The 26,445-nt window shown below is 70.0% G+C and carries 26 protein-coding genes; 10 read left to right on the top strand and 16 right to left on the bottom strand.

All coding sequences use genetic code 11. The annotated features are described in order from the left end of the window. Positions 1 to 30 precede the first annotated feature (30 nt). The gene (glgX, locus tag G6038_RS01135) at positions 31 to 2,145 is read left to right on the top strand and encodes a glycogen debranching protein GlgX (RefSeq protein ID WP_346772718.1); all 2,115 of its coding nucleotides are present in this window, start codon (positions 31 to 33) and stop codon (positions 2,143 to 2,145) included. Here the strand turns inward: glgX and G6038_RS01130 are convergent, their stop codons facing one another. The 3 genes from G6038_RS01130 to ctaD all read right to left on the bottom strand — a co-directional run bounded on the left by G6038_RS01130 (position 2,146) and on the right by ctaD (position 6,187). Beyond that, entirely contained in the window at positions 2,146 to 2,919 is a 774-nt protein-coding gene (locus G6038_RS01130) for an aminoacyl-tRNA hydrolase (protein WP_346772715.1), read from the bottom strand. Between the two features lie 124 nt (positions 2,920 to 3,043). Further along, positions 3,044 to 4,258 carry a phosphoserine phosphatase SerB gene (serB, locus tag G6038_RS01125; RefSeq protein ID WP_206024118.1) on the bottom strand — a complete coding sequence of 405 codons (1,215 nt, stop codon included), beginning with the start codon at positions 4,256 to 4,258 and terminating at the stop codon, positions 3,044 to 3,046. 174 nt (positions 4,259 to 4,432) lie between these two features. Further along, positions 4,433 to 6,187 carry a cytochrome c oxidase subunit I gene (gene ctaD, locus G6038_RS01120; protein ID WP_165035479.1) on the bottom strand — a complete coding sequence of 585 codons (1,755 nt, stop codon included), beginning with the start codon at positions 6,185 to 6,187 and terminating at the stop codon, positions 4,433 to 4,435. A 259-nt stretch (positions 6,188 to 6,446) separates the two neighbouring features. Here ctaD and G6038_RS01115 point away from each other — a divergent pair, with 259 nt between their 5' ends. From G6038_RS01115 to G6038_RS01105, 3 genes are read left to right on the top strand one after another with little or no spacing between them, the layout of a single operon-like run. Continuing rightward, positions 6,447 to 7,439: an iron-siderophore ABC transporter substrate-binding protein gene (locus G6038_RS01115; protein WP_165035478.1), complete on the top strand. Its 993-nt coding sequence runs from the start codon at positions 6,447 to 6,449 to the stop codon at positions 7,437 to 7,439. A 31-nt stretch (positions 7,440 to 7,470) separates the two neighbouring features. After that, positions 7,471 to 8,532 (top strand): ABC transporter substrate-binding protein, encoded by a 1,062-nt coding sequence (locus G6038_RS01110; RefSeq protein ID WP_165035477.1) that lies wholly within the window; start codon positions 7,471 to 7,473, stop codon positions 8,530 to 8,532. Positions 8,533 to 8,561: 29 nt separating this feature from the next. Next, the gene (locus G6038_RS01105; RefSeq protein ID WP_165035476.1) at positions 8,562 to 9,038 is read left to right on the top strand and encodes an NUDIX domain-containing protein; all 477 of its coding nucleotides are present in this window, start codon (positions 8,562 to 8,564) and stop codon (positions 9,036 to 9,038) included. Between the two features lie 108 nt (positions 9,039 to 9,146). Here G6038_RS01105 and nrdF read toward each other — a convergent pair whose 3' ends face one another. The 9 genes from nrdF to G6038_RS01060 form a co-directional block, all read right to left on the bottom strand. Next, a complete protein-coding gene (gene nrdF / locus G6038_RS01100) occupies positions 9,147 to 10,121 on the bottom strand; it encodes a class 1b ribonucleoside-diphosphate reductase subunit beta (RefSeq protein ID WP_165035475.1) in 975 nt (324 codons plus the stop codon). A gap of 17 nt (positions 10,122 to 10,138) precedes the next feature. Continuing rightward, positions 10,139 to 10,858 (bottom strand): NUMOD3 domain-containing DNA-binding protein, encoded by a 720-nt coding sequence (locus G6038_RS01095; RefSeq protein ID WP_165035474.1) that lies wholly within the window; start codon positions 10,856 to 10,858, stop codon positions 10,139 to 10,141. A gap of 78 nt (positions 10,859 to 10,936) precedes the next feature. Then, a complete protein-coding gene (nrdE, locus tag G6038_RS01090) occupies positions 10,937 to 13,063 on the bottom strand; it encodes a class 1b ribonucleoside-diphosphate reductase subunit alpha (protein ID WP_346772717.1) in 2,127 nt (708 codons plus the stop codon). 139 nt (positions 13,064 to 13,202) lie between these two features. After that, the gene (nrdI, locus tag G6038_RS01085) at positions 13,203 to 13,631 is read right to left on the bottom strand and encodes a class Ib ribonucleoside-diphosphate reductase assembly flavoprotein NrdI (protein ID WP_100056708.1); all 429 of its coding nucleotides are present in this window, start codon (positions 13,629 to 13,631) and stop codon (positions 13,203 to 13,205) included. A 69-nt stretch (positions 13,632 to 13,700) separates the two neighbouring features. Next, on the bottom strand, positions 13,701 to 13,931 hold the full coding sequence (locus G6038_RS01080; RefSeq protein WP_165035472.1) for a redoxin NrdH: 231 nt from the start codon (positions 13,929 to 13,931) through the stop codon (positions 13,701 to 13,703). 197 nt (positions 13,932 to 14,128) lie between these two features. Then, positions 14,129 to 16,240, bottom strand: a complete 2,112-nt coding sequence (locus tag G6038_RS01075) for a xanthine dehydrogenase family protein molybdopterin-binding subunit (protein ID WP_165035471.1) — start codon at positions 16,238 to 16,240, stop codon at positions 14,129 to 14,131. Next, on the bottom strand, positions 16,237 to 17,226 hold the full coding sequence (locus G6038_RS01070; protein ID WP_165035470.1) for a xanthine dehydrogenase family protein subunit M: 990 nt from the start codon (positions 17,224 to 17,226) through the stop codon (positions 16,237 to 16,239). Before G6038_RS01070 ends, G6038_RS01075 begins: the two co-directional genes overlap by 4 nt. Next, the gene (locus G6038_RS01065) at positions 17,223 to 17,771 is read right to left on the bottom strand and encodes a 2Fe-2S iron-sulfur cluster-binding protein (protein WP_165035469.1); all 549 of its coding nucleotides are present in this window, start codon (positions 17,769 to 17,771) and stop codon (positions 17,223 to 17,225) included. The genes G6038_RS01070 and G6038_RS01065 overlap by 4 nt, the downstream gene beginning before the upstream one ends. Positions 17,772 to 17,911: 140 nt before the next feature. Further along, positions 17,912 to 18,472: an NAD(P)H-dependent oxidoreductase gene (locus G6038_RS01060; RefSeq protein ID WP_165035468.1), complete on the bottom strand. Its 561-nt coding sequence runs from the start codon at positions 18,470 to 18,472 to the stop codon at positions 17,912 to 17,914. 90 nt (positions 18,473 to 18,562) lie between these two features. Between G6038_RS01060 and G6038_RS01055 the strand changes: the two genes are divergently transcribed. Both G6038_RS01055 and G6038_RS01050 read left to right on the top strand, forming a co-directional pair. Next, positions 18,563 to 19,189: a TetR/AcrR family transcriptional regulator gene (locus G6038_RS01055; protein WP_165035467.1), complete on the top strand. Its 627-nt coding sequence runs from the start codon at positions 18,563 to 18,565 to the stop codon at positions 19,187 to 19,189. 5 nt (positions 19,190 to 19,194) lie between these two features. Further along, positions 19,195 to 19,986 (top strand): META domain-containing protein, encoded by a 792-nt coding sequence (locus tag G6038_RS01050; RefSeq protein ID WP_165035466.1) that lies wholly within the window; start codon positions 19,195 to 19,197, stop codon positions 19,984 to 19,986. 15 nt (positions 19,987 to 20,001) lie between these two features. On the opposite strand, the gene G6038_RS01045 is transcribed toward G6038_RS01050, so the two are convergent. Further along, the gene (locus tag G6038_RS01045; protein ID WP_165035465.1) at positions 20,002 to 20,550 is read right to left on the bottom strand and encodes a nucleosidase; all 549 of its coding nucleotides are present in this window, start codon (positions 20,548 to 20,550) and stop codon (positions 20,002 to 20,004) included. Continuing rightward, positions 20,547 to 21,320: a fructosamine kinase family protein gene (locus tag G6038_RS01040; RefSeq protein WP_165035464.1), complete on the bottom strand. Its 774-nt coding sequence runs from the start codon at positions 21,318 to 21,320 to the stop codon at positions 20,547 to 20,549. Before G6038_RS01040 ends, G6038_RS01045 begins: the two co-directional genes overlap by 4 nt. 75 nt (positions 21,321 to 21,395) lie before the next feature. On the opposite strand from G6038_RS01040, the gene nadE reads away from it, so the two are divergent. Then, positions 21,396 to 22,235 carry an ammonia-dependent NAD(+) synthetase gene (nadE, locus tag G6038_RS01035; RefSeq protein WP_165035463.1) on the top strand — a complete coding sequence of 280 codons (840 nt, stop codon included), beginning with the start codon at positions 21,396 to 21,398 and terminating at the stop codon, positions 22,233 to 22,235. A 28-nt stretch (positions 22,236 to 22,263) separates the two neighbouring features. On the opposite strand, the gene G6038_RS01030 is transcribed toward nadE, so the two are convergent. Both G6038_RS01030 and moaA read right to left on the bottom strand, forming a co-directional pair. Beyond that, positions 22,264 to 22,521 carry a MoaD/ThiS family protein gene (locus G6038_RS01030; RefSeq protein ID WP_165035462.1) on the bottom strand — a complete coding sequence of 86 codons (258 nt, stop codon included), beginning with the start codon at positions 22,519 to 22,521 and terminating at the stop codon, positions 22,264 to 22,266. Continuing rightward, positions 22,514 to 23,575, bottom strand: coding sequence for a GTP 3',8-cyclase MoaA (moaA, locus tag G6038_RS01025; protein WP_165035461.1), 1,062 nt, complete (start codon positions 23,573 to 23,575; stop codon positions 22,514 to 22,516). The genes G6038_RS01030 and moaA overlap by 8 nt, the downstream gene beginning before the upstream one ends. Positions 23,576 to 23,693: 118 nt before the next feature. Between moaA and glp the strand changes: the two genes are divergently transcribed. The 3 genes from glp to G6038_RS01010 are packed head-to-tail and all read left to right on the top strand — an operon-like array spanning position 23,694 to position 26,411. Further along, positions 23,694 to 24,935 carry a gephyrin-like molybdotransferase Glp gene (gene glp / locus G6038_RS01020; protein ID WP_165035460.1) on the top strand — a complete coding sequence of 414 codons (1,242 nt, stop codon included), beginning with the start codon at positions 23,694 to 23,696 and terminating at the stop codon, positions 24,933 to 24,935. After that, complete coding sequence (gene moaCB / locus G6038_RS01015) at positions 24,932 to 25,972, top strand: bifunctional molybdenum cofactor biosynthesis protein MoaC/MoaB (RefSeq protein ID WP_165035459.1); 1,041 nt, start codon at positions 24,932 to 24,934, stop codon at positions 25,970 to 25,972. Before glp ends, moaCB begins: the two co-directional genes overlap by 4 nt. Continuing rightward, a complete protein-coding gene (locus tag G6038_RS01010; RefSeq protein WP_165035458.1) occupies positions 25,965 to 26,411 on the top strand; it encodes a molybdenum cofactor biosynthesis protein MoaE in 447 nt (148 codons plus the stop codon). Before moaCB ends, G6038_RS01010 begins: the two co-directional genes overlap by 8 nt. The last annotated feature ends 34 nt before the right edge of the window (positions 26,412 to 26,445 follow it).

The following is a 26,445-nucleotide window of genomic DNA, read 5'->3' as shown; positions in this document are numbered from 1 at the left end:
CACCCCTCCCCCGCCCCCGGCGAGCCGCCGGTGGGATCCGCCGTCGCCCGGTCCGACGCCGCCCCCTTCCCGCTGGGCGCCTTCCCCGGCGACGACGGGACGCGGTTCGCCGTGCACGCGCCCCACGGCAGCCGTGTTCAGCTCTGCCTGATCGACGACGCCGGCCGCGAGGAACGCATCGACCTGCCGGACAAGACGTACGGCGTCTGGCACGGCGCGGTGCCGGGGGTCCGCCCGGGCCAGCGCTACGGCTACCGCGTGCACGGCGCGTGGCAGCCCCGGACCGGGCTACGTGCCAATCCGCACAAGCTGCTGCTCGACCCGTGGGGCCGGCAACTGACCGGTGACATCGGCGACACGGCCCGCTTGCTCGGCTACGAGCGCAATCCGTTCGGCGATGCGTCGACCGTGGACTCCCTCGGCCACACACCGCTGTCGGTAGTGGCCGACAACCCCGGCCGGGCCCGGCACAACCGCCCCGGCACGCCGTGGGAGCAGACGGTGATCTACGAACTGCACGTCGGCTCCTACACCGCCCGCCATCCCGCCGTCCCCGAACAGTGGCGCGGCACCTATCTGGGCCTGACCGCGCCGGCCGTGCTCGAACACCTGGTCGGCCTGGGGGTCACCGCCGTCGAACTGCTGCCCGTGCATGCGTTCCTCACCGAACCACCCGTACGGGATCGCGGCATGCGCAACCACTGGGGTTACTCCACCGCGTCGTACTTCGCACCCCACCCGGGCTACGCGGCCACTCCCGGCAACGAGATCGCGGAGTTCCGGACAATGGTCGACACGCTCCACGAGGCGGGCCTCGAGGTGATCCTCGACGTGGTCTACAACCACACCTGCGAATGGTCGGTGGACGGCCCGCACGTGTCCTGGCGCGGCCTCGACGCGCCCGGCTACTACCTTCTCGACGCCACCGGCCACGACATCGACCTGACGGGCTGCGGCAACACCGTCGACGGCAGTTCCCCGGTGGCGGTGCGGATGATCTGCGACAGCCTGCGGTACTGGGCCACGGAGATGGGCGTGGACGGCTTCCGGTTCGACCTGGCCAGTGCGCTCGCCCGCCCGCGAGGCGGCGACTTCGACCCCCGGGCGGCGGTGTTCACCGCGATCACCACCGACCCCGTCCTGACCCGGCTCAAGCTGATCGCCGAGCCCTGGGATGCGACCCTGCCCGGCTACCAGCTCGGGAACATCGGTCCCCAGTGGTCGGAGTGGAACGATCGCTACCGCGACTCGGTGCGGCGCTTCTGGGCGCGCGGTGCGGGAATCCGGGAGGTCGCCTCCCGGCTCGCGGGCTCGGAGGATCTCTACGGCCGGCACACCCACCGGCCGTGGATGTCGATCAACTTCGTCACCGCGCACGACGGTTTCACGATGGCCGACCTCGTCAGCTACCGGCGCAAGCACAACGAGGCCAACGGCGAACAGGGCCGTGACGGAAGCGACAACAACGAATCCGTCGACCACGGCGTCGAAGGACCCACGGACGATCCACGGATCACAGCCGCCCGGGCCCGGCACGTACGTGCGCTCCTCGCCACCCTGCTGCTGTCGACCGGCACCCCGATGCTGCTCGCCGGCGACGAGTTCGGGCACTCCCAGGGCGGGAACAACAATGCCTACAGCGTCCCCGCCGACGTCCCGGTCCGCGACGCCTGGCCACTCGACTGGGAGCACGCGGACCAGGAACTCGTCGAGTTCGTCCGGCAGACGTTGCGTCTGCGCAAAGTGGTGCCGGTGCTGCGTCAGGGCCGCTTCTTCGACGGCAGGGCCCGCCAGGTCGGCTACCCCGACCTGGTGTGGTTCGGCGCGGACGGAAGGGAACTGCAGGAGGCGGACTGGCTCGACGAGAACCGGCGGACGCTGCAGGCGTGGGTGGACGGCTCGCAACTGGGCACGGTCACCCGCGCGGGCGTTCCGCTGACGGACAGCAGCGGCCTGCTCGTGCTGCACGCCGGCGGACCCACGACCCTGACCCTCGGCCGGGCCGAGTGGTACCACGGTGAAATGGTGTGCGCCTTCGACTCGAGTTCCGGCGACGGGGAGCCTGCGGATCTCACGCCGCTGCCCGCCGGCTCGACGTTCCCGCTGACCGGCCCGACGCTGCTGGTGTTCCGGATCGCGAAGTGATCAGCCCGGGACGGCGACGACCGTCACCGACCCCGGCGCCACCTCGGTGAATCCCGCGTCCCGCACCGCCACGGCGGTGCCGGCGTCGACTTGCTCCGTCAGGTGCCGCCATCGGACGGGGTCGGCATCGCGTACGGCACACACGAACCCGGAGTCGGCCCACGCGCCGGCGCGCTCGGCGTCCAGGGCCCCGGCCAACAGCATCACGGCGTGGCCGACCTGTGCCGCGGCCTTCCCGACGGTCATACCGAGCGCGGCGTCGATCCACAGCACCGGAACGCCGGCGGGCGGATCGTCCGGGGTGTCGTGGGGTAGATCGGTGCCGCCGATCTGGAGCCTCGAGATGCGCGGATCGAGAGCGCCGACTGGCCCGGGGACCAGTGCCCGGGCGTGTGCCCCACGGTGTTCGACGGTGATTCCGTCGACCTCCTGCGCGGCGCGCCACTGGGCGCCACGGGCGCGGCGGCTGACCTTGCGGATGCGCGCGTCGGTCCACGCGAGGTAGGGCTCGCGCCACGGGCCGGGTTCGCCGGTCGGCCCGGTTCCGACGCGCGGGTCCAGGCACAGCGCGATCGTCGCCATCGCAGCGGCCTCGAGGAGCGCGCTGCGGGAGGGCGGATCCTGCTTGGGGATGTGCAGCACGATCGGCATCGCGAGCACCGCCCCCGGATCCTCCGGGTCCGGTCGATGCCCGTAGCCGCGGGCGAGGACACCGTGGCGAGCCACGAAATCCGCACCGCGGCGAGCCACGACATCCGCACCGCGGCGAGCCACGACATCCGCACCGCGGCGAGCCACGACATCCGCACCGCGGCGAGCCACGACATCCGCACCGCGGCGAGCCACGACGTCGGGACCGTGGCGAGCCACCACGTCGGGACCGAGCGGTGCCGTGGCCTCAGGCACCGGTGTCGAGGGGCACGCGGCGCAGGGTGCCGTCGACCCGGTCGGCGGCCTCCACCTCGTCGCGGGTGACGCCGAGAACGAACAGCACCGCGTCCAGGTACGGGTGGGACAGCGCGGTGTCCGCGACCTCGCGCAGCGCCGGCTTGGCGTTGAAGGCGATGCCGAGCCCTGCCGCGCCGAGCATGTCGATGTCGTTGGCGCCGTCGCCGACCGCGACGGTCTGCTCGATCGGCACGCCGGCCTCGGCGGCGAACTCCCGCAGGGCACGGGCCTTGGCAGCGCGGTCCACGACCTCGCCGACGACGCGGCCGGTGAGCTTGCCGTCGATGATCTCGAGCGTGTTGGCCCGGACGAAGTCCAGTTCGAGTTCGTGGGCGAGGCCGTCGATGACCTGCCGGAACCCACCGGAGACGACGCCGCATCGGAAGCCGAGCCGGCGCAGCGTGCGGATGGTGGTCCGGGCACCGGGGGTGAGCTCGAGGTTCTCGGCGACCTCGTCGATCACCGACGCGGGCAACCCGGCGAGGGTCGCCACCCGCTGGTTCAGCGACTCGGTGAAGTCGATCTCCCCGCGCATCGCGGCCTCGGTGACGGCGCGGACCTTGTCCTCCACGCCGGCGTGCGCGGCAAGCATCTCGATGACCTCACCCTGGACGAGGGTGGAGTCGACGTCGAACACGATCAGCCGCTTCGAGCGGCGGGCGAGACCGGCGCGCTCGACGGCGATGTCGACATTGAGGCCCGCGGCGACCTCGGCGAGCCCGGTGCGCAACCGGACATCGGCGTCGGCGCCGGGGTCGGCCGCGGTCACCATGAGTTCGAGACCTGTCACCGGATAGTCGGCGAGCCCCCGGATCGAGTCGATGTTGGCGCCCTGCCGCGCGAGCTCACGACCCACCGAACGCAACGCCCGGGCGCTGACGGGACTGCCGAGGACGACGACGGCGTGGGTGGACACGGTCGAGCCGATACCCGGCTCGACACCGGTCTGCACCTGGGCGTGCATGCCGATGGTGGCCATGGCGGCCTCGATCTCGTCCTGCAGGGCATCGGGATCGGCGGGGCAGGAGACCAGCACGCCGAGGGTGAGCCGGCCACGGATCACGACCTGCTCGACGTCGAGCAGGTCGACCTCGTGCCGGGTGAGCGCCGCGAAGAGCACCGAGGTCACGCCGGGATGGTCCGGCCCCGTCACAGTCACCAGCATCGCGGTGTCAGACGCCACCTACGTCTCCGATCCTTCGTCCGTCGCGGCACATGCTCACTCATTGTGCCAGGTGAACGGGGTGCCGAACGAGCTGGGGTCCACCCCGGAAGAATGCGCGAGGCCCCGCCCGTCGGGACGGGCGGGGCCTCGGGAAGCGTCGATCCGGTGTGCGGATCAGCGGTCGGCGGGGGTCCTCTCGGCGCCCTCGCTCAGCGCCACATGGTTGTGCTTGTTGCTGCCCGGACCGACGTGCGCCTCGGCACGGATGCGGTCCACCATGTGCGGGTAGTGCAGCTCGAACGCCGGGCGCTCGGAGCGGATGCGCGGCAGCTCGTAGAAGTTGTGCCGCGGCGGCGGGCAGCTCGTCGCCCACTCGAGGGAGTTGCCGTAGCCCCACGGGTCGTCGACGGTCACGACCTGCCCGTACCGGTAGCTCTTGAACACGTTCCACAGGAACGGCAGGGTCGAGGCGCCGAGCACGAAGGCACCGATCGTCGAGATGACGTTCAGGGTGGTGAACCCGTCCGAGGGCAGGTAGTCGGCGTAGCGGCGCGGCATGCCCTCGTTGCCCAGCCAGTGCTGCACCAGGAACGTGGTGTGGAAGCCGAGGAAGGTCAGCCAGAAGTGCCACTTGGCGAGGCGCTCGTCGAGCATGCGCCCCGTCATCTTCGGGAACCAGAAGTAGATGCCGGCGTAGGTGGCGAACACGATGGTGCCGAAGAGCACGTAGTGGAAGTGCGCGATGACGAAGTAGGAGTCCGTCACGTGGAAATCGAGCGGCGGGCTGGCGAGGATGACGCCGGACAGGCCGCCGAACAGGAAGGTGACGATGAAGCCGACCGAGAACAGCATCGGCGACTCGAACGTCAGGTGGCCCTTCCACATGGTGCCGATCCAGTTGAAGAACTTCACGCCGGTGGGCACCGCGATCAGGAAGGTCATGAACGAGAAGTACGGCAGCAGCACGGCGCCGGTGGCGTACATGTGGTGCGCCCACACCGCGATCGAGAGCGCGGCGATGGCCAGGGTCGCGTAGACCAGGCCGGTGTAGCCGAAGATCGGCTTGCGCGAGAAGACCGGGAAGATCTCGGAGACGATGCCGAAGAACGGCAGCGCGATGATGTACACCTCGGGGTGACCGAAGAACCAGAACAGGTGCTGCCACAGCATGACGCCGCCGTTGGCGGGGTCGAAGATGTGCCCGCCCAGGTGGCGGTCGACGAAGAGGCCGAAGAACGCGGCGGTCAGCAGCGGGAACGCCAGGAGGATCAGCACGCTGGTGATGAGGATGTTCCAGGTGAAGATGGGCATCCGGAACATGGTCATGCCGGGGGCGCGCAGGCACACGACGGTAGTGATGAAGTTGACCGCACCGAGGATGGTGCCCAGACCCATCACGCCGAGGCCGAGGACCCAGAAGTCACCGCCGACGCCGGGCGAGTGCAGCTCGCTGGTGAGCGGGCTGTAGGCAGTCCAGCCGAAGTCGGCCGCACCACCGGGGGTGATGAAGCCGGCGGTCACGATCGTCGCGCCGAACAGGTACAGCCAGTAGCTGAACGAGTTCAGACGCGGGAACGCGACGTCGGGGGCGCCGATCTGCAGCGGCAGGATGTAGTTCGCGAAGGCGAACACGACCGGGGTCGCGTACATCAGCAGCATGATCGTGCCGTGCATCGTGAACAGCTGGTTGTACTGCTCGTTCGACAGGAACTGCAGACCCGGGACCGCGAGCTCGGTGCGGATGAGCAGAGCCATCACGCCGCCGATGAGGAAGAACGCGAACGAGGTGACCATGTACATGATCCCGAGCATCTTGGGATCCGTGGTCGTGATCATCTTGTAGAAGAACGAGCCCTTGGGTCCCTGCCGCGGCGGGTACGGCCTCGCTGCAGCTATCTCCGGGACTGGCTGGGGCGCTACGGCAGTCACTAATCCTCCTGATTGCGCGCTCGACTCGCAGTGCGAGGCGAACGTTCTCTGGCTTGCGCTGATCGAATCGTAGACGGTGCGACCACCGCACGCTCACCGGGTCCTACTCAGTGTCGTACTCGGCGGTCGAGCATACCGGCGGGGGTCTGTGACCCACGCAACCCGGGGCCGTGGCACACCCCACCGACCACACGCTTTCGCCCGCGCACTAAGGTAAGCGTTTCCTAACTGATTGTGATCCCGAGAGACGAGGTTCACCGTGCATCTCCTCCCCGTGCGCCGTGGCATCGCAGCCCTGGCGACGACCCTCACCGCGGCCGTGCTGCTCGCGGGCTGTTCCTCCGGCGCGACGGCCGAGCAGACCCCCGTCACCGCCGGCTTCCCACGCACCGTCGAGCACTTCCGCGGAACGACCACCCTCGACTCCCCGCCGCTGCGGGTCGTCGCGCTCGACACGAGCTACGCGGACGCGACGCTGCTGCTCGAGTCCGACCTCGTCGGCTACGTCGACTACCGCACCGAGGGACTACCCGACTACCTCGGCGACGGCCGCGGGCAGTTCGCCGCCGAGGCCACGTCGGTCGGCACGGTCTCCGACGCGAGCCTGGAGAAGATCGCCGCCCTGCAACCCGACCTGATCCTGTCCGCCGACGTGCGCGACGGCGAGAACTACGACAAGCTCTCCGCCATCGCGCCCACGGTCTTCTCCGAGAGCACCGGGCCGACGTGGAAGGACAACATCCGCCTCGCCGCGCGGGCCCTCGGCAAGGAGGACCTCGCCGAACAGAAGATCGCCGACTACGAGGCCCGGGCGAAGACCATCGGCGACGAGATCAACGCCACAGCCGGCAACCCCACCGTCTCGGTGGTCCGCTTCGCCGGCGAGCCCACCGCCCGCCTCTACCGCACCACGTCGTTCAGCGGCATCGTCCTCGAGGACGCCGGCCTGGCCCGGCCCGCGAGCCAGGGGCCCGACCCGGCCGATCCGAGCAGCATCATGAACGCGATCAGCCCCGAACTCATCGGTGAGGCGGACGCGGATGTGATCTTCGTCAGCATGTACCGCGACGGGGAGGGCAAGTCCGACGCGGCGGCGCAGCCGTTCCTGTCCAACCCGCTGTGGCAGAACCTGCGCGGCCGGAAGGTGGACGTGGACGACAGCCTGTGGATGACGCCGGTGTCCATCCAGGGCGCGCACGAGATCCTCGACGACCTCGCCGAGGCGTTCGGGGTCGATCCGCACACCAGTTAACCTGGACCGTCCCCTAGACAGGAGTGGTCGTATGCCCGCAGCGTCCCGGTCTCGCGCCGCCACGTGCACCGTCGTCCTCGCCGCCGTCGCGGCACTCGGGTTGGCGGGATGTGCGGACGCGACCGACGATCCGGCGAGCAGCATCGTGCGCACCACCACCCGCATCGCCGGGGCCGCCGTCGTCGGGATCGAACGGGACACGACGACCGCGTGCGCGCTGCCCAGTCCCCTGGACCCGGGGCAGCCCGGCGGCGGTACCCGGTCGGTGATCCACACCGGCGGCGTCTCCGAGGTGCCCGCCGACCCGCAGCGGATCGTCGTGCTCGACGCCGCCGCGATGGACGCGGTGTGCGCGCTGGGCCTGTGGGAGCGGGTGGTCGGCACGACCACCGACGTCGCCCGGGCCGAGTACCTGGGCACGGGGATCGCGACGCTGCCGTCGGTGGGCACCACGTCGGCGCCCGACGTCGCGCTCATCGACGGCGTGGAGCCGGACCTCATCCTCGGCTCCTCCGCCGACCCGGAGCTCTACCGCCGGCTCGGCACCGTCGCGCCGACGGTGCTCGTCGGCTCCGACCCGGTGTTCTGGCGGCAGCAGTTCCTCCGCGCCGGCGAAACACTCGGACGCTCGCAAGCGGCCGGCCGCGTGCTCGACGACTACCGCGCCACCGCGACGGACGTCGGCAAGGCGGTGACCGCGTCGCAGACGCAGGCGTCGATCGTGCGGTTCACCGGCGACGGCGCCGTCGTCGAGGGCACCGCCTCGTTCGCCGGACAGGTCCTCGCCGACACCGGCGCCGCGCGCCCGCCCGCACAGCGGTTCGGTGTGCAGGACGGGCGCGCGGACGCCCCGCTCGACGAGGCCGACCCGGCCGCCGCGGAGGGCGACCTGATCTACGTCCGCTTCGCCGGCGAGGACGGCGTCGCGCACGGCAGCGAGGTGATGGACTCCGAGGCGTGGCTCGAGCTCGGGGCGGTCACCGACAGCCGGCTGTTCGCGGTGGACGACCCGGTGTGGTCCACGCCCGGCCCGGTGGCCGCGAAGGCCGTCCTGACCGATGTGCGCAACACCCTCAACGGCTATTCCAACTGAGTCGACCTCGTCGAAAGGCGCCCGGGGACATGCCTATTCCGGAGTTCGTCGCGCAACTGCGCGCACAGGTCGGCGCCGCGCCGCTGTGGCTGCCCGGCGTCAGCGCCGTCGTCGTCGACCCCGACGGACGGGTGCTGCTGACCCGTCGCGCGGACAACGGCCTGTGGGCCGTGGTCTCGGGCATCCTCGAACCCGGCGAGGAACCCGCCGTCGCGGCCGTGCGCGAGGTGCGGGAGGAGACCGGAGTCGACGCCGAGATCGTCCGGCTCACGAGCGTGGACGTGACCGCTCCGATCACCTATCCCAACGGGGACGTCGCGCGGTACCTGGACGTGTGCTTCCTGATGCACCCGGCGGGTGGCGCGGCCCACGTCGCCGACGACGAGAACCTCGAGGTGGCCTGGTTCGCGCCGGATTCGTTGCCGCAGAACATGACCGCCACGTCGGTGCTGCGCCTGGAGAAGGCGCTGCGGGACGTGCCGGAGGCGTGGTTCCGCCGCCCCTGACGGTGCGCCGGACGGTGCGCCGGACGGTGCGCCGGACGACCGAATGTCACACGTGCTCGATCGGATCGAACGCGTGTGACATTCGGCCACAGCGGGTGGACCGTGGGGTCAGAAGTCCCAGTCGTCGTCTTCGGTGACGACGGCCTTGCCGATCACGTACGAGCTGCCCGAGCCGGAGAAGAAGTCGTGGTTCTCGTCGGCATTCGGGGACAGCGCGGACAGGATCGCCGGGTTCACGTCGGTCTCGTCCTTGGGGAACAGTGCCTCGTAGCCGAGGTTCATCAGGGCCTTGTTGGCGTTGTACCGCAGGAACTTCTTGACGTCCTCGGTGAGCCCGGCCTCGTCGTAGAGGTCCGCGGTGTAATGGGTTTCGTTGTCGTACAGCTCGAACAGCAGATCGAAGACCCAGTCCTTGAGCTCGTCTCGCTCGGCCTGGGTGACCTGCTCGAGACCGCGCTGGTACTTGTAGCCGATGTAGTAGCCGTGCACGGCCTCGTCGCGGATGATCAGCCGGATCATGTCCGCGGTGTTGGTCAGCTTCGCCCGCGAAGACCAGTACATCGGCAGGTAGAAGCCCGAGTAGAACAGGAACGACTCGAGCATCGTCGAGGCGGCCTTGCGCTTGAGCGGGTCATCGCCCTTGTAGTAGTCGAGGACGATCTGCGCCTTACGCTGCAGGTTCTCGTTCTCCTCCGACCAACGGAAGGCGTCGTCGATCTGACGGGTGGAGCACAGCGTCGAGAAGATCTGCGAGTAGCTCTTCGCGTGGACCGATTCCATGAACGCGATGTTGGTCAGTACCGCCTCCTCGTGCGGGGTCACCGCGTCGGGTATCAGCGACACCGCACCGACCGTGCCCTGGATGGTGTCGAGGAGCGTCAGGCCTGTGAAGACCCGCATCGTCAGCTCCTGCTCGTATTCGGTAAGGGTGCCCCACGACTGGATGTCGTTGGACACAGGCACCTTCTCCGGGAGCCAGAAGTTGCCGGTGAGACGATCCCAGACCTCGGAATCCTTCTCATCGGGAACGCGGTTCCAGTTGATCGCGGAGACGCGATCAATCAGTTTGGGCTTGTCACGCATAGCAACTGTCGCTTTCTTCACTCATCATTGGTTCCGGCTGCATCCTCGATGCAGTACTGGCACGTGTCCTTGAAGACACCCTTGTTCGTGTGATATCGCGTATGTGCGCTGCGCCTACTCGAGGGCATCGGCCGCCCCTTTCGAACTGCCGACATCTTTGCGCGGGTCTCTGCGCTTGCGCGTTTCCCGAAGTTCGGGTTTCCTGCGCCCCGCCTCTGTTCAGAAAGTCGCGAACGCAATTCCTCTGGCATGACGCGTCCGAAGCTCGGATGGGACTCGCCGAACTTTCCGAAGTTCGGGTTCGAAGCCCCGGTGTTTGTGCCCTTTCGGGTATCCGACCACTTCGCACGTTGATCCTCGGAATGCTCACGTCCGAAAAACGGATTCTCTTCAGCGAACCGACTGGTCCCTTCCCTGCCCGTGGAACGAGTTCGAGCAGCTTCCCGCATCTCGTCGGTCCATACAACACCGGTCGGCCCGAGTCCTCCCTGCGACAGGTTGAGAAGTGGCTGGTCCTCACGGCGAAGGAGTGCGATCCAGGCGATCTCGGCTTGACCAAGCTCCTCCAGCCCCTCCACCCAATCTAGTTCGTCGGCAACAACGTCATTTCGATCCTGCTTCCTGAGCCAGTCGTAGAATGGCGTCTTCCGACCACCATAAGCAGTTTTGAAGTGCTGACGTAAGCGAACATGCGCGGTCTTAGTGGTGAGACCGAGATAGCGGTATTCGAACTCCATTCGCAGCCGAACCCCGTAGATCAAACCACCTGTTGCCGGTGTCACATTCGCTCCCGCCCCCAAGAGTGATTGCTGATATCACAACATGCAGGAAACGCAGTTTTCCACCTCAGTGCCCTCGAGCGCGATCTGCCGCAGCCGGATGTAGTACAGCGTCTTGATCCCCTTGCGCCAGGCGTAGATCTGCGCCTTGTTCACGTCGCGGGTGGTGACGGTGTCCTTGAAGAACAACGTCAGCGACAGGCCCTGGTCGACGTGCTGGGTGGCCGCCGCGTACGTGTCGATGATCTTCTCGTACCCGATCTCGTACGCGTCCTGGAAGTACTCCAGGTTGTCGTTGGTCAGGTAGGGAGCGGGGTAGTAGACGCGGCCGATCTTGCCCTCCTTGCGGATCTCGATCTTCGACGCCACCGGGTGGATGGAACTGGTGGAGTTGTTGATGTACGAGATCGACCCGGTCGGCGGCACGGCCTGCAGGTTTTGATTGTAGATGCCGTGCTTCTGGACGGACGCCTTCAACGCGCGCCAGTCGTCCTGCGTGGGAATCGCCACGTCGGCGTCGGCGAACAGCTGCCGCACGCGGGCGGTGGCCGGCTCCCACACCTGGTCGGTGTACTTGTCGAAGAATTCGCCCGAGGCGTACTTCGACTCGGGGAAGCCCTTGAAGTACGTGCCCCGCTCGACGGCGAGCCGGTTCGATGCGCGCAGCGCGTGGAACAGCACGGTGTAGAAGTAGATGTTCGTGAAGTCGACGCCCTCGTCGGAGCCGTAGAAGATGCGCTCACGGGCGAGGTAGCCGTGCAGATTCATCTGCCCGAGGCCGATCGCGTGGGAGTCGTTGTTGCCCTGCTCGATCGACGGCACCGAGTAGATGTGGGTCTGGTCCGACACGGCGGTCAGCGCCCGGATCGCCACCTCGATGGTGTGTGCGAAGTCCGGCGAGTCCATCGCCTTGGCGATGTTCAGCGAGCCGAGATTGCACGAGATGTCCTTGCCCACATGGCTGTAGGACAGGTCCTCGTTGAACGTCGACGGCGTGGAGACCTGCAGGATCTCCGAGCACAGGTTCGAGTGGGTGATCTTGCCCTGAATGGGATTGGCCCGGTTGACGGTGTCCTCGAACATGATGTACGGGTAGCCGGACTCGAACTGCAGTTCCGCCACCGTCTGGAAGAACTCGCGCGCCTTGATCTTCGACTTACGGATGCGCTTGTCGTCGACCATCTCGTAGTACTTCTCGGTGACGTCGATGTCCGCGAACGGCACACCGTAGATGCGCTCGACGTCGTACGGCGAGAACAGGTACATGTCCTCGTTGCGCTTCGCCAGCTCGAACGTGATGTCGGGGATGACGATGCCCAGCGAGAGGGTCTTGATGCGGATCTTCTCGTCCGCGTTCTCGCGCTTGGTGTCGAGGAACCGGTAGATGTCGGGGTGGTGGGCGTGCAGGTACACCGCGCCGGCACCCTGGCGGGCCCCGAGCTGGTTGGCGTAGGAGAAGGAGTCCTCGAGCAGCTTCATGATCGGGATGACACCGGAGGACTGGTTCTCGATCTGCTTGATCGGCGCGCCGTGCTCTCGGATGTTGCTCAGCAGCAACGCAACCCCGCCTCCGCGCTTGGACAGCTGCAGTGCCGAGTTGATCGAGCGGCCGATGGACTCCATGTTGTCCTCGATGCGCAGCAGGAAGCAGGAGACGGGCTCGCCGCGCTGCTTCTTGCCGGAGTTGAGGAACGTCGGGGTCGCGGGCTGGAACCGGCCGGAGATGATCTCGTCGACGAGGTGGGTCGCGAGCTGCTCGTCGCCGGCGGCGAGGGTCAGCGCGACCATGCAGACGCGGTCCTCGAACCGCTCCAGGTAGCGCTTGCCGTCGAACGTCTTGAGCGTGTACGAGGTGTAGTACTTGAACGCGCCCAGGAACGTCGGGAAGCGGAACTTCTTCGAGTAGGCGTGCTCGAAGAGCTGCTTGACGAACGGGCGGGAGTACTGCTCGAGCACCTCGGGCTCGTAGTAGTTCTCCTCCACGAGGTAGTCGAGCTTCTCCTCGAGGTTGTGGAAGAACACCGTGTTCTGGTTGACGTGCTGCAGGAAGTACTGGCGCGCGGCGGCGACGTCCTTGTCGAACTGGATCTCGCCGTTGGGCCCGTACAGGTTCAACATCGCGTTGAGCGCGTGGTAGTCGAGTCCCTTGAGGGATTCGTCGATCTTGGCGCTCGCTGCCGGCGCGGCTTCGGTGACGGTCACGGTGCTTGCTCCCACTGTGAGTAGACGGGTTCGCCGCGCACCCGTATCCCCGACGGTGACGCAGCGTTGATGGAATGGACGAGTGTGGGTGAGGTCGCGGTTACGCCGACTGCAACGACTGCGCCCAGAACTGTGCCAGGCCCTCGCGGACACGCTCGACGTCCTCGGCGGTACCCATCAGCTCGAACCGGTAGAGGTACGGGACCTTGCACTTCTGGGAGACCACATCCCCGGCGTAACAATACGATTCGCCGAAGTTGGTGTTGCCGGCGGCGATGACCCCGCGAATCAGCGCACGGTTGCGCGGATTGTTGAGGAACCGGATGACCTGCTTGGGCACGAAGTTCGTGTCCCGGCCGGTCGCGGTGGTGCCGCCGCCGTAGGTCGGCAGGATCAGCACGTACGGCTCGTGCACCTCGAAGGTGCCGTCGCGGTCGTGCAGCGGAATCCGGGTGGCCGGCAACCCCAGTCGCCGGACGAATCGGTGCGTGTTCTCCGAGGTGCTCGAGAAATACACCAACGAGGTCATGGATGTCTCACATCACTTCGCTCGGGTCCGGCGACCGGCCGCAGGGGCGGCGGGTCGGCGCGCGACGGGTCAGGCGGCGACGGCGAGGGCCTTGATCCGGTCCGGGCGGAAGCCCGACCAGTGCTCGTCACCGGCGACCACCACGGGGGCCTGCAGGTAACCGAGGGCCATCACGTAGTCCCGCGCTTCCGGGTTCTCCGAGATGTCGACGACGGCGTACTCGATACCGGCCTTGTCGAGGGCACGGTAGGTGGCATTGCACTGAACGCAGGCAGGCTTGGTGTAGACGGTGATGTTCATGGTTTCCCCTTTTCGACAACCTGACGACTGACTGCACAGCAGCGCCTCGAGGCCCGTCGTACCAGCACGATCCCGCTTCCCCGAGGGACCGGAAACGATCAAGCCTTCCAGCGCTCTAGACACTACACCTAGTGGCCGACAGATTCATAGAACGCGAGATGTTGTGAGTTACAGCCGTGATATTCCCAGGTCATTACTCACCGCGGAGGGCTGTCGGGCAGGTACGGGAGCACATCCTCGAGGTGCACCGGAAGCCGGCGCACCCGCGTCCCGGTGGCGTGCCAGAGGGCGTTGACGACTGCCGCGGCGCTGCCGACGATGCCGATCTCCCCGACCCCGCGCGACCCCATGGGTGTGGCGTGCAGGTCGTCCTCGTCGAGCCAGGTCGCGTCCACGTCGCCGATGTCGGCATTGGTGGGGATGTGGTACTCCGCGAGGTCGTGGTTGACCACGTGGCCGGTGCGGGGATCGCGGATGCTCTCCTCGTGCAGGGCCATCGAGATGCCGAAGCACATCCCGCCGATCAGCTGCGAACGGGCGGTCCGGGGGTTGACCACCCGGCCCACGGAGAACACGCCGAGCATCCTGGGTACCCGGATCTCGCCCGTGTCGACATCCACCCGCACCTCGGCGAAATGCGCGCCGAACGACTGGATGCGGTAGTGCTCGAGCGCGGGATTCTCTTCGGCGGTCGCCGATGCCTCGGCACCCGGTTCCGGTCGATCCCCGTGCCGCTTGCGGAACGCGTGGGCCGCGGCGACGATCGCCGTGCCCCACGACGAGGTACCGGAGGATCCGCCGGCGACGGTGGCGTTCGGTAGGGCCGAGTCACCGATCTCGAGATGGATGTCCTCGGGCCGGCAGCCGAGCGCGTCGGCCGCGACGAGGGTGAGCGTGGTCCATGCTCCGGTGCCGATGTCCGCGGCGCCGGTGCGGACGGTGAAGCGGCCGTCGCCGTCGTGCCGGACCGCGACCTCGGTGCCGGGGTTGACCAGATGCGGGTAGCTCGCCGCGGCCACTCCGGTCCCTACCAGCCACCGGCCGTCGCGCCGGGTGCCGGGCGTGCGGTCGGCGGCGTCCCAGCCGAAACTGCGGCTCCCCTCCCGCAGGCACTCCACCAACCGGCGCGAGGACCAGGGCCGGCCGGACTCGGGGTCGGTGGGCGGGTCGTTGCGGACCCGAAGTTCGATCGGGTCCATGCCGCACGCCACCGCCAGTTCGTCCATCGCGACCTCGCCGGCGAACATCCCGGGGGCCTCCCCCGGCGCACGCATCCAGTAGGGCGCGGGCACGTCGAGCGGGACGATGCGGTGCGAGGTGCGTCGATACGGCGAGGCGTACATCCCCCGCGACGACACCGCCGTCTGCTCCGCGTACTCGCGCACGTGCGAGGACTGCGAGAAGGCCTCGTGCACCACCGCTTCGAGACGCCCTTCCCGGCTCGCGACCAGGCGGACGTGCGAGACGGTGGGCGGCCGGTAGCCGACGTACCCGAACATGTCCTGCCGGGACACGGCGAACTTGACGGCCCGGCCGGGCAGCAGGCGCGCCGCCATCGCCGCCACGACGTCGTGCGCGTGCGGCGCCCCCTTGGACCCGAAACCACCCCCGACGTAGGGACCGATCACCCGCATCTGTTCGGGGCGCAGACCGAGAACGGGAGCCAACGTGGACACGACGCCGTGGGCACTCTGCGTGGAGTCGTACAACGTCAACGACTCGCCGGACCACTCGGCCACGACGGTGTGCGGTTCGAGGGGGTTGTTGTGCTCCTCCGGGGTGGAATACCAGCCGTCGACCACGACGCCGTCGCGCTCCGCGGCCTCGGCCGCTGCGGCATCGCCCTGTTCCGTGTCGGTGGGATAGCCGCCGTTGGCCTGTTCCGGGGCATAGCTGCGCGGGTGGTCGTACCGGAACGCGACGTCGTGCGGCGCGGACTCGTACTCCACCCGGACCAGTTCGCTTGCGTGGCGCGCGATCTCGGGCGTCTCGGCCACCACGGCCGCGACGATCTGCCCTCGGAAGGCGACGTCCGGGCTCTGCAGGACCGCATACTCGGCCTCCGAGGTGTCCGCCAGGCGGGGGGCACTCCACGGGGTGAGAACGGCGAGGACGCCGGGCAGGGCCTCCGCCTCGGCGATCTCGATGCGGGTCACCGTTCCCCGCGCCACGGTTGCCGTGACGGGGGCGAGGTAGGCGGGGTCGTCGACCGGATGCTCGTACGCGTAGGGCGCGTCTCCGGCCACCTTCAGCGGGCCGTCCACCCGCGCCGTCGACGTGCCGATCGGGCGCTGGGCCGAGTGGGTCATGCGACTGCCTCCGAGGTGAGTTCCCGCAGTACCGAGACGAGGGTGCGGCGCAGCAGCGGCACCTTGAACTCGTTGCCGTCGAGGGGCCGGGCATCGGCGAGTTCCGCGTCGGCTGCCGCAGCGAAGACGCCGTCACCGGGAGTGCTGCCGAGCAGGACGTGCTCGGCGCGGTGGGCGCGCCACGGCCGGTGCGCGACGCCGCCGAGGGCGATGCGGCATCCGGTGATTACGCCGTCGGCGACCGTCAGGTCCGCCGCCACCGAGACGAGCGCGAACGCGTACGACGCCCGGTCGCGCACCTTGCGGTACGTCGAGGCGGCACCTTCGGGCGCCGGGATCTCGACGTCCAGGATCAGCTCGTCGCGCTCGAGCACCGTGTCGCGCTCGGGGCGTTCGCCGGGAAGCCGGTAGAGCTGCTCGACGGGGATGCACCGCTCCCCCTGCGATCCGAGCACCGTCACCTGGGCGTCGAGTGCGAGCAGCGCCACCGCCATGTCGGACGGGTGGGTGGCGACGCACTGTTCGGAGGCGCCGAGGATGGCGTGGTACCGGGTGTAGCCACCGATCGCGGTGCAGCCGCTGCCCGGGGTGCGCTTGTTGCACGGGGTCGACGGGTCCCGGAAGTACACGCAGCGGGTGCGCTGGAGCAGATTGCCGGCGGTGGTGGCCATGTTGCGCAGCTGCGGAGAGGCGCCGGCCAGCAGGGCCCGGGCCAGGACCGGGTACCGGCGGCGGACGATCGGGTGGGCGGCCAGGTCGCTGTTGCGCACGTTGGCGCCGACGCGCAGCCCGCCCTCGGCGGTCTCCTCGACGACGTCGAGCGGCAGACGGGAGACGTCGACGAGGACGTCGGGCGCGGTGACGCCGAGCTTGAGGTGGTCCACCAGGTTCGTGCCGCCGGCGAGGAAGGCGGCACCCGGGTGGCCGGCGACCGCGCCCACCGCGGCGGCGGGATCGGCAGGCGTCTCGTAGCGGAACGTCTTCACGAGCAGTGCCCCTCCCCGCGCGCGACGTGGCGGAGCGCTTCGACGATGTTGGGGTAGGCCGCGCAGCGGCACAGGTTTCCGCTCATGCGTTCGCGGATCTCGTCGTCGGTCAGTTCCGGGTCCTGTGTGAGGTCCGCGGTGACGTGGCTCGGGGAACCCTTGGCGGCCTCGTCGAACATGCCGACGGCGGAGCAGATCTGGCCCGGCGTGCAGTAGCCGCACTGGAAGGCGTCGCATTCGACGAACGCCTGGGGCAGGTGCAAGGGCCCGTCGTCCGCGATGCCGGCGGCGGTGACGACGTCGGCGCCGTCGTGGGCGACCGCGAGCGACAGGCAGCTCACGATGCGCCGGGAGTCGAGCAGGACCGTGCACGCGCCGCACTGGCCGTGGTCGCAGCCCTTCTTGGGGGAGTAGATCCCGAGCCGGTCGCGCAGGGCGTCGAGGAGCGTGGTGCGCACGTCGACGGTGCAGCGGCGCTCACGGCCGTCGACGCGCAGGGTGATCGTGTGCTCGTGTTCGCCGGGACTGTCGCTCTCGTGCGCCATGGGCACCTCCGTCGCGGTGGGGACTGGCCGAGTATTCCCCGCAGCATGCCCCGGCAATCACGGCTGCGGGCGCGAATGGGGTACGGACAGCGACGGCCCCGGACCGTGCGTGGTCCGGGGCCGGTCGGGGTACGCACGGCTCAGGCGTCGACGAGCTCCCGGCGGGCGTCGGCGAGCTGGGCGAGCAGCGCGGAGATCTGCTCGGCGACCTCGGCGTTCTCCTTGGGGTGGGCGTCGCCGAACTTGTCGATGGTGCCGCCGATGGACAGCTGCAGACCCGTCCGGCTGCCGGCGATGCCGACCGCCTTGACGGTCTCCTCGAGCGCCCACTTCGCGCCGTTGCCGCTGGGCGAGGCGCTGATGACGGCGACCGGCTTACCGGCCAGGGCGCCTGCGCCGTACGGGCGGGAGAGCCAGTCGATGGCGTTCTTGAGCACGGCGGGGATGGTGCCGTTGTACTCGGGGGTGACGAGCAGGAGGGCGTCGGCCTCGCTCGCCGCGACGCGCAGCGCCCCGGCGGCGACGGGCGCGCCGGTCTCGCCGTCGAGGTCCTCGTTGTAGAAGGGCACCTCGCCGAGGTCTTCGTACACGGAGACCTCGACGCCCTGCGGCGCGACGGCGGCCGCGGTCTCGGCGAGGCGGCGGTTGACGGAGGCGGAGCGCAGGCTGCCGACGAGAGCGAGAACGCGGGTCTGGGACATGGTGGTGATCCTTCGGTCTGGGTGTCCGGGTCTGACCCCACTCTAAACGGACCACGGTCCACTTAAATTCCCGGGCGGTACTGTGACGTGGTGAACATTCCGTTGCTGCCGCTGGTCGGGGACGAAAGTGTCGAACGGTGCGACGCCGCCCGCAACCGGCGCCGGCTCCTCGAGGCGGCCTCGCTCCTCGTGGCCGAACGCGGCGTCGACGCGGTCACGATGGACGCCGTCGCCGCGCGCGCCGGCGTCGGCAAGGGCACCGTCTTCCGCCGCTTCGGCTCCCGCGCGGGACTCATGCGCGCCCTGCTCGACCATTCCGAGCAGGCCCTGCAGCAGCAGTTCCTCACCGGTCCCCCGCCGCTCGGGCCCGGCGCCGATCCCGTCGACCGACTCGTCGCGTTCGGTCGTGCCCGCATCCGTCTCGTGGAGGTGCAGGGCGAGGTGCTCCGCGCCGCCGAGAGTTCCGCCGAGGCCCGGTTCACCGCCCCGGCACGGGCCGTCAGCCTGACCCACCTCGAAGTCCTGTTGCGTACCGCGGGCGTCGACGGTGACCTCCCGCTGCTGGCCCAGTCCCTGTTCGCCCCGCTCGAGGCCACCCTGGTCCTGCATCAGTGGCGCGATCTCGGGTTTTCGCTCGACCGGCTCGCCGACGGGTGGGCGGACCTGGCCCGCCGCGTCGTCACGGCGCCGCCCGCCGCCGGGCGGGCGGTACCGTGACCGGCATGCGGCGGACTCTCGGGCTCTCGATTCTCTTCGCGCTGGCCGCGACGACGGCCGCCTGCGCGAGCGACGGCGCCGCCGCCCCGCCCCAGGACCCAGCCGTGCTCGTGGGGCGGGCGTTCGTCTCCACCGCCGTGTCGGGCCCGCAGATTCCCGGCGGCGGCCCCCTGGTGGTGGAGTTCCCCGATGCGGGCCGGATCGCCGCCACCGCCGGCTGCAACCGTTCGTTCGGCTCGGTGGAACTCGGCGACGGCGTGCTGCGCGCCGATCGGCTCGGCAGCACTCTCATGTCGTGCCCGCCGCCGCTCGACCGCGCCGACACCTGGCTGTCCGATCTGCTGGCCTCGGAACCGCGCTGGCGCCTCGACGGCGACGTACTCACCCTCGACGGTGGCAACGTGTCCGTCTCACTGCTCGACCGGAAGGTCGCCGACCCCGACCGCCCCGTCGTGGACACGCACTGGGTGCTCACCGAACTCGTCACGGCCGACGCGGTGTCGACCTCCCGCGCCCTCGAGGACGCCGCGCCCACACTGACCGTCGCCGGCGACGGCACGGTCTCGGGCAGCACCGGCTGCAACCGGTTCACCGGCACCGCCACCGTCGCAGACACCGTGGTGACGTTCGGGCCGCTGGCCACCACCCGCGCGGCGTGCCCCGACCCGGAGCTCGCGCGGATCGAGTCGGCCGTCCTGGGCGTGCTGTCCGGCGAGGTGCGCTACGCGGTCGAGGGCGCGGCGATGCGGCTGACCGCCGCCGACGGTGTCACCGGCCTCGGGTACACCGCCCGCTGACGAGCCGGCTCCGGCTCAGTACCGCTCGACCAGCCACTGCGCGAGTTCGCGGGCGCTGGCGTCGACCTTGGCCGGCCAGTCCAGCGCGCTCTCGTCGGCGTGGTCACTCACGTGCTTGACGAGCCGGCACTGCGCGCCCATGCGGGACGCGGCGAACGCGATCGCGAAGCCTTCCATGTCGACGAGGTCGGCGCGGGCGGCGAGCGCGTCCCGCACCTGCGCGTCCGAGACGAAGGAATCGCCCGTGGCGAGCACCGTCCCGTCCCCGTCGTCGAGTTCGAGCACGTCCTCGACCGGATAGCCGAGGCTGCGCAGCACCTCGCTGCTGATGTCGTGATTGATCACCGCCGAGGGCACGTAGAGGCCGCCGTGGTGCAGGTGCAGCGCCCCGGCGGTCCCGATGTTGACCACCACCGGCGGGGTCCCGAGCCGGTGCCGCGCCAGCGCCTCGGTCACCGCGACGGCCGCGTGCACCTTGCCGATGCCGGTGATCACCGTCTCGTAGTGCGCCGGCACGTGCGCTGCCTCGGACTTCGTGGCGGCGACGACGAGGATCTCGGTCAACTCTTCTCTCCCAGCGCGAGGGTCGCGAGCGCCGCCCGGTGCAGCGCCCGCCCGTATCCCGCACCGTAGCCCGCCGCGTGCACCGCCAGCGGATGCAGCTGGTGCATCGGCACGCGCTCGCGCCATCCGGCACGCAGCGGGCACGTGGCGTCGTAGGCCGCGACGATCTCGTCGAGCCGGGGGCAGCCGAACAGTTCCAGCATCGCCAGGTCCGTCTCGCGATGACCACCGTGCGCCGCCGGGTCGATCAGCACCACCCCCGCCGCGGTCCACAGCACGTTGCCGTTCCACAGGTCGCCGTGCAGACGGGCGGGCGGCGCACCGTCGTCGAACTCGCCGGCGGCGACGCGCGCGCAGGCCCGCTCGACGTCGGGCAGCTGCGTGGCGGTGACGCTGCCGGCGTCCACCGCGATCCGCAGGAACGGCTCGACCCGTTCCACCACGTAGAACTCCCCCCAGCTCGCGTGGACCGTGCGACTCATCGGCCGCTTGCCGATGAACAGCTGGCCGTCGAATCCGTCCGGCGAACAACCGAATCCGGCGGCACCCGTGGCATGCATACGCGCCAGGCGAACGCCGAACTCCCGCGCCGCCGCGGCGGTGGGGGCCGTCTCGGTCAACCGCTCGAGGTCGATGTGGTCGGCCCCGACGTCGCGGACACCGACAACGGGCATGCCGGCGTCCGCGAGCCAGGCCAGCCCGGCGGCCTCGGCGCGGAAGAAGTCGGGGTGGGCCCCGGCCCGGTGCTTGCGGAAGACCTCGCTGCTCATTGCCACGAGTGTGCCCGCGGCGCGCCGCGCATGTCACCCGAGCAGACCGTCGGACCTCCCGCTAGGGTTCGGACTATGGCGAACCTTCGCGAGCAGATCATCGAGGAACTCGGCGTCCGGTCGACGATCGAACCCCGGGCGGAGATCCGGTCCCGGGTGCAGTTCCTGAAGGACTACGTCGTGTCGACCCCCAGCAAGGGGTTCGTTCTCGGCATCAGCGGCGGTCAGGACAGCACCCTCGCCGGCCGGCTCGCCCAGCTCGCGGCGGAGGAGCTGCGCGCCGAGGGGCGCGAGGCCGAGTTCGTCGCGGTGCGGCTGCCCTACGGCGAGCAGGCCGACGAGCACGACGCGCAGGTCGCGCTGGAGTTCATCGGTCCCGACCGTTCGTTGCGGATCAACGTCAAGCCCGGTGCCGACGCGTCCGCCGCCGAGGTCGGGCAGGCGATGCACGAGATCTACGGCAACGGATCGCAGCTGAGCGACTTCGTGCGGGGCAACATCAAGGCCCGCGAGCGGATGATCCTGCAGTACGCGATCGCCGGCGCGCTCGGCTACCTGGTGGTCGGGACGGATCACGCCGCCGAGGCGGTGACCGGGTTCTTCACCAAGCACGGTGACGGCGGGGTGGACCTGACCCCGCTCGCCGGGCTGACGAAGCGGCAGGGCGCAGCGCTGCTGCGCGAGCTCGGAGCTCCCGACAGCACCTGGCAGAAGGTGCCGACCGCGGATCTCGAGGAGGACCGGCCGGCCCTTCCGGACGAGGTGGCCCTGGGAATGACGTATGCGGAGATCGACGACTACCTCGAGGGCAAGGACGTCACCCCGGAGCTCGCCGGGAAGCTCGAGCGGACGTTCCTGAACACCCGGCACAAGCGGACGGTGCCGGTGTCGCCGCTCGACACCTGGTGGCGCTGACGGCCACACCACCGCCCGGGCCGATCTGTCAGCCGCCGGCGAACGGCGGGAGGACGTCGACCACCGGGCCGGCGGCGCGTCCGAGGTCACGGGTGAGTTCGGAGTCGATGAGGAACGCGGCCACCGACAGCACCCGCGCCATCTCGGCGCCGTGCCGGTCGATCAGCGCGGTCTTGAGGGTGCCCAGGTCCACCGACGGCGCCAGCGCCACCGTCTCCTTCTCCACTCCGGCCGCGTCCGCCGCCGCCGCGAAGTACCGCACCTCGATACCCGTCGTTTCAGCCACCGATTGCTCCCATGCTGCGCTGCGGCGGGGTGAAGTCCGCCGCGTCGATGCCGTGCCCGGCCCACTTGTTCCACATTGCACCGCGCCACAACGCGGCCAGTTCGTCGTCGCTCGCCCCGCCCCGCAGCGCCGCCCGCAGATCGGTCTCCCGATCGCTGAACAGGCACGAACGCACGGTGCCCTCCGACGTCAGGCGGGTGCGGTCGCAGTCCGAGCAGAACGACCGCGTCACCGACGCGATGATGCCGACCGTCGCGGGCCCGCCGTCGACCGCCCACCGCTCGGCCGGTGCGGACGGGTCCTCGCGGCCGACCTCGGTGAGCATGAAGCGGCCGCCGAGCACGTCGAGCAGCCGCTGCGCGGGCACCATGTTCGCCCGGGCCCACTCGTGGTCGGCGTCGAGCGGCATCTGCTCGATGAACCGCAGCTGCACGCCCTCGTCGAGGCACCAGGCCAGCAGGTCCGCGGCCCCGTCCAGGGTCTGCGGCATCAGCACCGCGTTGATCTTCACCGGCGCGAACCCGGCCGCCTTGGCCGCCCGGATCCCCTCCAGCACCGAATCGAGCCGATCGCGCCGGGTCAGCCGGGCGAACCGCGCGCGGTCGACCGAGTCCAGGGAGATGTTGACCCGGGTCAGGCCCGCCTCGGCCAGCGCCCGGGCACGATGGGCGAGACCCACCGCGTTGGTCGTCACCGCCAGCGGGATGCCGGGGACGGCGCGGGCACACCCGGTGACGATCTGCTCGAGGTCCCGCCGCATGAGCGGCTCCCCGCCGGTGAAGCGCACCTCCCGGACCCCGAGCCGGTGCACCGCGACGGCCACGAGACGCACGATCTCCTCGGCGCTGAGCAGCCGCTCGCGCGGGATCGCCGGCAGCCCCTCCTCGGGCATGCAGTACGTGCAGCGCAGCGAGCACTTCTCGGTGATCGACACCCGCAGGTCGCGCGCGACCCGCCCGAACCGGTCCAGCAGTACGGGGGTGTCGGGCCGGTCGGAGACGTCGTCGGCCGCGGCAGGGCGCACCGCCGGGATCCCCACGTGCACCGCGGTCATCGGGCCTCCGTCCTCATGACCCTCAGTATGCCGTCGCGGGCCCCGTCGCGCGGGAGGAGCAGGAACACGACCGGACGAGGCCGCACGGCGCCGCGAGCGATGTGCCTAGGATTGGCCCATGACGGGCGGCAGGCGGTCGGTGGAGGACCATGCGCGACACGTGGCGACGTTGCTCTCCCCGTTGCTGATCCGCGGTACCGAACCGGTGCCGCTGCTCGAGGCGCTGGGCCGGGTGCTGGCCGAGGACGTTGTCGCTCCGATCGACCTTCCCACCTTCCGCAATTCACAGATGGACGGCTACGCGGTCGACACGGCCTCGCTCACCGCCGTGCCCGCGACCCTGCCCGTGCGTGCGGTCCTCGCGGCCGGCGACGGGGTCGTCGAGCACGTGCCCGGGACCGCGACCAAGATCATGACCGGCGCGCCGCTGCCCACCGGTGCCGACGCCGTCGTTCCGGTCGAGGACACCGCCGTTCCGGCCGAGGACACCGCCGTTCCGGCCGAGGACACCGCCGTTCCGGCCGAGGGGCGGCGACACCGTGTCACGGTGCAGACGCTGCCCGAGCCGGGGGCATACGTGCGCGAGCGCGGCAGCGACATCCGCGGCGGTCGCACGCTGCTGCCCGCGGGCGCGGTCGTCGCGGCCCGGCACGTCGCGGCGCTCGCCGCCGTCGGCCTCACCCACGTGTCCGTCCGCACTCGGCCGCGCGTGGCGGTGATCTCGACCGGCAGCGAACTGGTGCCCGGTGGAAGCGTTCTCGCCCCAGGCAAGATCCACGACTCGAACGGGCCGGCCCTGGCCGCCAGCGCGGCCGCCAACGGGGCGCTGGTGATCTCGGTGGATCGCAGCGGCGACGATGCGGAGGTGTTCGCGGCGAAACTCGCTCACGCCGCCTCCGTCGCCGAGGTGGTGTTCACCTCGGGCGGGGTGTCGAAGGGCGACTTCGAGGTCGTCAAGGACGTGCTCGGCCCGCGAGGTGCCGAATTCGTGTCGGTGGCGATGCAGCCGGGTGGTCCGCAGGGCACGGCACTGGTGGATTCCGTGCCGGTGCTGACCTTTCCCGGCAATCCGGTCAGCGCGCTGGTCTCGTTCGAGGTGTTCGCCCGGGCGGTGCTGCGGGCCGCTGCGGGACTGCCCGCCGTCGAGCCCGAGACCCGGCCCCTGTCAACACGTCTCAGCTCCGTTCCGGGCAAACGCCAGTTCCTGCGCGGTCGCCGCGACGGCGGCGCCGTGGTGGCGATCCCCGGCGCCGGGTCCCACCTGATCGCCGCGATGGCCACCGCGGACGTGCTGCTCGACATCCCCGCCGACACCACGGACCTCGAAACCGGAGAACTCGTGAAGGTACTGCCGCTATGACCGAATCGCACGACCTCACCCCGCCCGACGGCGGGGTCCTGAGTCACCTCGACGACCGAGGCCGCGCCCGCATGGTCGACGTGTCCGGCAAGGCCGACACCGCCCGCGTCGCGGTCGCCGCCGGCGAACTCGTCACCACCGCGGAGGTCGTGTCGCTGGTGCGAGCCGACGACATGCCCAAGGCGGACGTGCTCGCCACCGCGCGGATCGCCGGGATCGCGGCGGCCAAGCGCACGTGGGAGCTGATTCCGCTGTGTCACCAGTTGGCGCTGTCGTCGGTGAAGGTGGCCTTCGGGTTCACCGACACCGCGATCACGATCGAGGCGACGGCAAAGACGAAGGGCCCCACGGGCGTCGAGATGGAGGCTCTCACCGCCGTCGCGGTGGCCGGGCTGACGTTGCACGACATGGTCAAGGCCGTCGACCCCGCCGCGGTGCTGAACGGAGTGCGGTTGGTCTCGAAGGACGGCGGGAAGCGGGGGCACTGGCAGCGCGACGAGGCGGAGACCGCCATACCGGCGAAGGACGAGACCGTCACGCCCAAGGAGATCGTCGCGCGGGCCGGCGTGACGGCGACGGTGCTCGTCGCGTCCACGGGTGTGGCTGCCGGTACGCGGGAGGACAGGACGGGCCCGCTGATCGCGGACTTTCTCGAGGCGCGCGGCTTCACGGTGCGTGGTCCGCTGGTGTACGCCGACGCGGACATCGCGTGGGGGCTCGAGGACGCACTCGCCGGCGACCCGGCCCTGGTGATCTCCACCGGCGGGACCGGCGCCTCCCCCACGGACGCGACCCCGGAGGCGACGCTGACGCTGCTGGACCGCGAGCTGCCGGGGGTCGCCGAGGCCATCCGCCTGCGTGGCCTGCAGGCCACCCCGCACGCCTCGCTGTCACGCGGCGTGGCCGGGCTGGTGGGCCGCACGGTGGTGGTCAATCTGCCCGGCTCACCGGGTGGCGTCAAGGACGGGCTGGCGGTGCTCGAGCCGATTCTCGGCCACCTGCTGGCCCAGGTCGCCGGAGGAGGCGCGCATGAATGAGCTGCTGGCACGGATCTCGGCCGAGCCGCTCGACCCGGCGTCGGTGGATGCCGCGGTCGCCGGCCCCGAGCACGGGGCGGTGGTGCTGTTCAGCGGGGTGGTGCGCAACCACGACGGCGGGCGCGCGGTGAGCGCGCTCGAGTACCGGGCGCACCCTGAGGCGGAGCGATTCCTGCGCCGCTGTTGCGAACAGGTGGCGGCGGAGTCGGGACTGCCGGTTGCCGCGGTCCACAGAGTGGGCGATCTCACCATCGGCGATCTCGCGCTGGTAGCGGCGGTGGCGGCACCGCACCGGGCCGAGGCCTTCGCTGTGTGCGCCGAACTGGTCGAACGCATCAAGCGCGAGGTCCCCATCTGGAAGCGGCAGCGATTCGAGGACGGTCTGTCCGAGTGGGTCGGCCTCGACGCGTGCGCCGACGAGCATCCCGGCGTGGGGTAGGCTGCGGTAGTTCGGGCATCACGACGATGCTCAC

The sequence above is a fragment of the Rhodococcus sp. 14C212 genome, from assembly GCF_011058195.1.
Classification (GTDB): domain Bacteria; phylum Actinomycetota; class Actinomycetes; order Mycobacteriales; family Mycobacteriaceae; genus Rhodococcus; species Rhodococcus aetherivorans.
This window is presented reverse-complemented; position numbering and strand designations above follow the sequence as displayed.

Bases quoted from the DNA above. Each gene is read 5' to 3' on its own strand.
- serB (WP_206024118.1), bottom strand. From the start codon at position 4,258: ATGCTGGTGACTGTGACGGGGCCGGACCATCCCGGCGTGACCTCGGTG.
- G6038_RS01110 (WP_165035477.1), top strand. From the start codon at position 7,471: ATGCCCGCAGCGTCCCGGTCTCGCGCCGCCACGTGCACCGTCGTCCTC.
- G6038_RS01105 (WP_165035476.1), top strand. From the start codon at position 8,562: ATGCCTATTCCGGAGTTCGTCGCGCAACTGCGCGCACAGGTCGGCGCC.
- nrdF (WP_165035475.1), bottom strand. From the start codon at position 10,121: ATGCGTGACAAGCCCAAACTGATTGATCGCGTCTCCGCGATCAACTGG.
- G6038_RS01095 (WP_165035474.1), bottom strand. From the start codon at position 10,858: ATGGAGTTCGAATACCGCTATCTCGGTCTCACCACTAAGACCGCGCAT.
- nrdI (WP_100056708.1), bottom strand. From the start codon at position 13,631: ATGACCTCGTTGGTGTATTTCTCGAGCACCTCGGAGAACACGCACCGA.
- G6038_RS01080 (WP_165035472.1), bottom strand. From the start codon at position 13,931: ATGAACATCACCGTCTACACCAAGCCTGCCTGCGTTCAGTGCAATGCC.
- G6038_RS01075 (WP_165035471.1), bottom strand. From the start codon at position 16,240: ATGACCCACTCGGCCCAGCGCCCGATCGGCACGTCGACGGCGCGGGTG.
- G6038_RS01065 (WP_165035469.1), bottom strand. From the start codon at position 17,771: ATGGCGCACGAGAGCGACAGTCCCGGCGAACACGAGCACACGATCACC.
- G6038_RS01060 (WP_165035468.1), bottom strand. From the start codon at position 18,472: ATGTCCCAGACCCGCGTTCTCGCTCTCGTCGGCAGCCTGCGCTCCGCC.
- G6038_RS01050 (WP_165035466.1), top strand. From the start codon at position 19,195: ATGCGGCGGACTCTCGGGCTCTCGATTCTCTTCGCGCTGGCCGCGACG.
- G6038_RS01040 (WP_165035464.1), bottom strand. From the start codon at position 21,320: ATGAGCAGCGAGGTCTTCCGCAAGCACCGGGCCGGGGCCCACCCCGAC.
- nadE (WP_165035463.1), top strand. From the start codon at position 21,396: ATGGCGAACCTTCGCGAGCAGATCATCGAGGAACTCGGCGTCCGGTCG.
- moaA (WP_165035461.1), bottom strand. From the start codon at position 23,575: ATGACCGCGGTGCACGTGGGGATCCCGGCGGTGCGCCCTGCCGCGGCC.
- glp (WP_165035460.1), top strand. From the start codon at position 23,694: ATGACGGGCGGCAGGCGGTCGGTGGAGGACCATGCGCGACACGTGGCG.
- moaCB (WP_165035459.1), top strand. From the start codon at position 24,932: ATGACCGAATCGCACGACCTCACCCCGCCCGACGGCGGGGTCCTGAGT.
- G6038_RS01010 (WP_165035458.1), top strand. From the start codon at position 25,965: ATGAATGAGCTGCTGGCACGGATCTCGGCCGAGCCGCTCGACCCGGCG.